This is a genomic window from Bacillus cereus group sp. BfR-BA-01349 (genome assembly GCF_022663795.1).
GTDB classification, from domain to species: domain Bacteria; phylum Bacillota; class Bacilli; order Bacillales; family Bacillaceae_G; genus Bacillus_A; species Bacillus_A cereus.
On sequence record NZ_JAKUGE010000105.1, the window covers coordinates 1 to 1,649 of the forward strand.

Sequence of the window (1,649 nt, forward strand, 5' to 3'; positions counted from 1 at the left end):
CACATCCATCAACTTAAGGATTCGGACTATTTTTGAAATTAAAAGCGCGTTACTATTTTCTTATATTAATGAGAAAGGGTGACGTGCTTTTTATGAATATGCATCAAAAGCAAGAGTTGTCTTTATTTGCCGAAGAGTTATATCGATATATGTCTCCCGCTACACTTAATCAATTAGCTATAGAAGCAGGCGGGATGAAACGAAAACGGAAGTGCCACGGGCATCATTTTTTATCTTTGTGTGTATGGCTAAATCAACAAGTCGCTACCACCTCTCTTACCCAACTATGTAGTCAATTAGAAACTTCAACAGGAGTTTTATTAAGTCCGGAAGGACTTAATCGGCGATTTAACTCGGCTTCTGTAGCCTTTTTTCGTACTGTATTTACTACACTTCTACAGGCTAAGATTGGAGGCGTATCTAAGATTTCTCATTCTCTTTCTTCCTACTTTGAGCGCATTCGCATCCTTGATTCTACAACCTTTCAAGTTCCAGATCGATTCGCAGCTATGTATCCTGGTGCCGGAGGATGTAGTCATAAAGCTGGTGTGAAAATTCAACTAGAGTATGACTTGTTGAGTGGAGAGTTTTCTGATGTGAAAATTGAACCAGGAAAACGAAGTGATCAGGCGTATGGTGCGACTCGAACAGACATGATACAAAAGAATGAGCTGTATATCCGTGACTTAGGATATTTTCGTCTACAAGACTTTAAGTCTATTCAAGACAAGCAGGGGTATTATTTATCCCGTCTTAAGTTACCGACTAAAATATATAGAAAAGAGTTCGAAACAGTCGTATTTAAAACAAAACCTCCTCAATTGAAACCAGTATATATACAAATTCATTTGGAAGACATTATGAAACAATTAAAACCTGGCCAAGTTTATGAATTACAAGATGTATATGTAGGGAGTAAAGATAAACTGCCTACTCGTATTGTAGTTTATAGATGTACCGAGGAGCAAAAACAGAAACGCTTACGTGACCGAGCTATTCGTGAAAAGAAAAAAGGGATTACATATACAGAGCGCACGAAGCTTTTACAAGGTATCACGGTATATATGACAAACATTCCTACGGAATGGGTACCAAAAGAGAAAATCTATGACCTATATTCATTACGTTGGCAAATTGAGCTGTTATTTAAAATATGGAAATCTTGGTTTCAAATTCATCGTTGTAAATCTATTAAACAAGAGCGATTAGAATGTCATCTTTATGGGCAACTCATTAGTATTCTATTATGTTCTTCTACTATGTTTAAAATGCGAGAACTCCTATTACGTAAAAAACAGAAAGAACTAAGTGAATATAAAGCAATGTATATAATTAAGGATTATTTTTCACTTTTTTACCAAGCATTACACAAAAACACCCAAGAATTATCAAAGGTTCTCCTTCGTCTGTTTAACCTCCTACAGCACAACGGACGAAAATCTCATCGGTACGAGAAAAAGACAGTCTTTGATATTTTGGGTGTTGTTTATGAGTATACCACTTCTAATCCACAGGTAGCATAGTAAAAAATTGAAACCCGTCAGGGTTTATTTGATATGCCTACTTTTATAAAATCTATAAAAGATAATAAAAAATTATATAAAAAAACCACATTTTGTTTGAAAATATCCCTTAAGTTGATGGATGTG

Annotated in this window: 1 protein-coding gene; it reads left to right on the plus strand. The window is 35.2% G+C overall.

Annotated features, from left to right (window positions below; genetic code table 11):
* Positions 1-92: 92 nt before the first annotated feature.
* Complete coding sequence (locus MR169_RS27855) at positions 93-1,523, plus strand: IS4 family transposase (RefSeq protein ID WP_240383853.1); 1,431 nt, start codon at positions 93-95, stop codon at positions 1,521-1,523.
* The last annotated feature ends 126 nt before the right edge of the window (positions 1,524-1,649 follow it).

Coding starts and splice junctions, on each gene's coding strand:
- MR169_RS27855 (WP_240383853.1), top strand. CDS start 93: ATGAATATGCATCAAAAGCAAGAGTTGTCTTTATTTGCCGAAGAGTTA.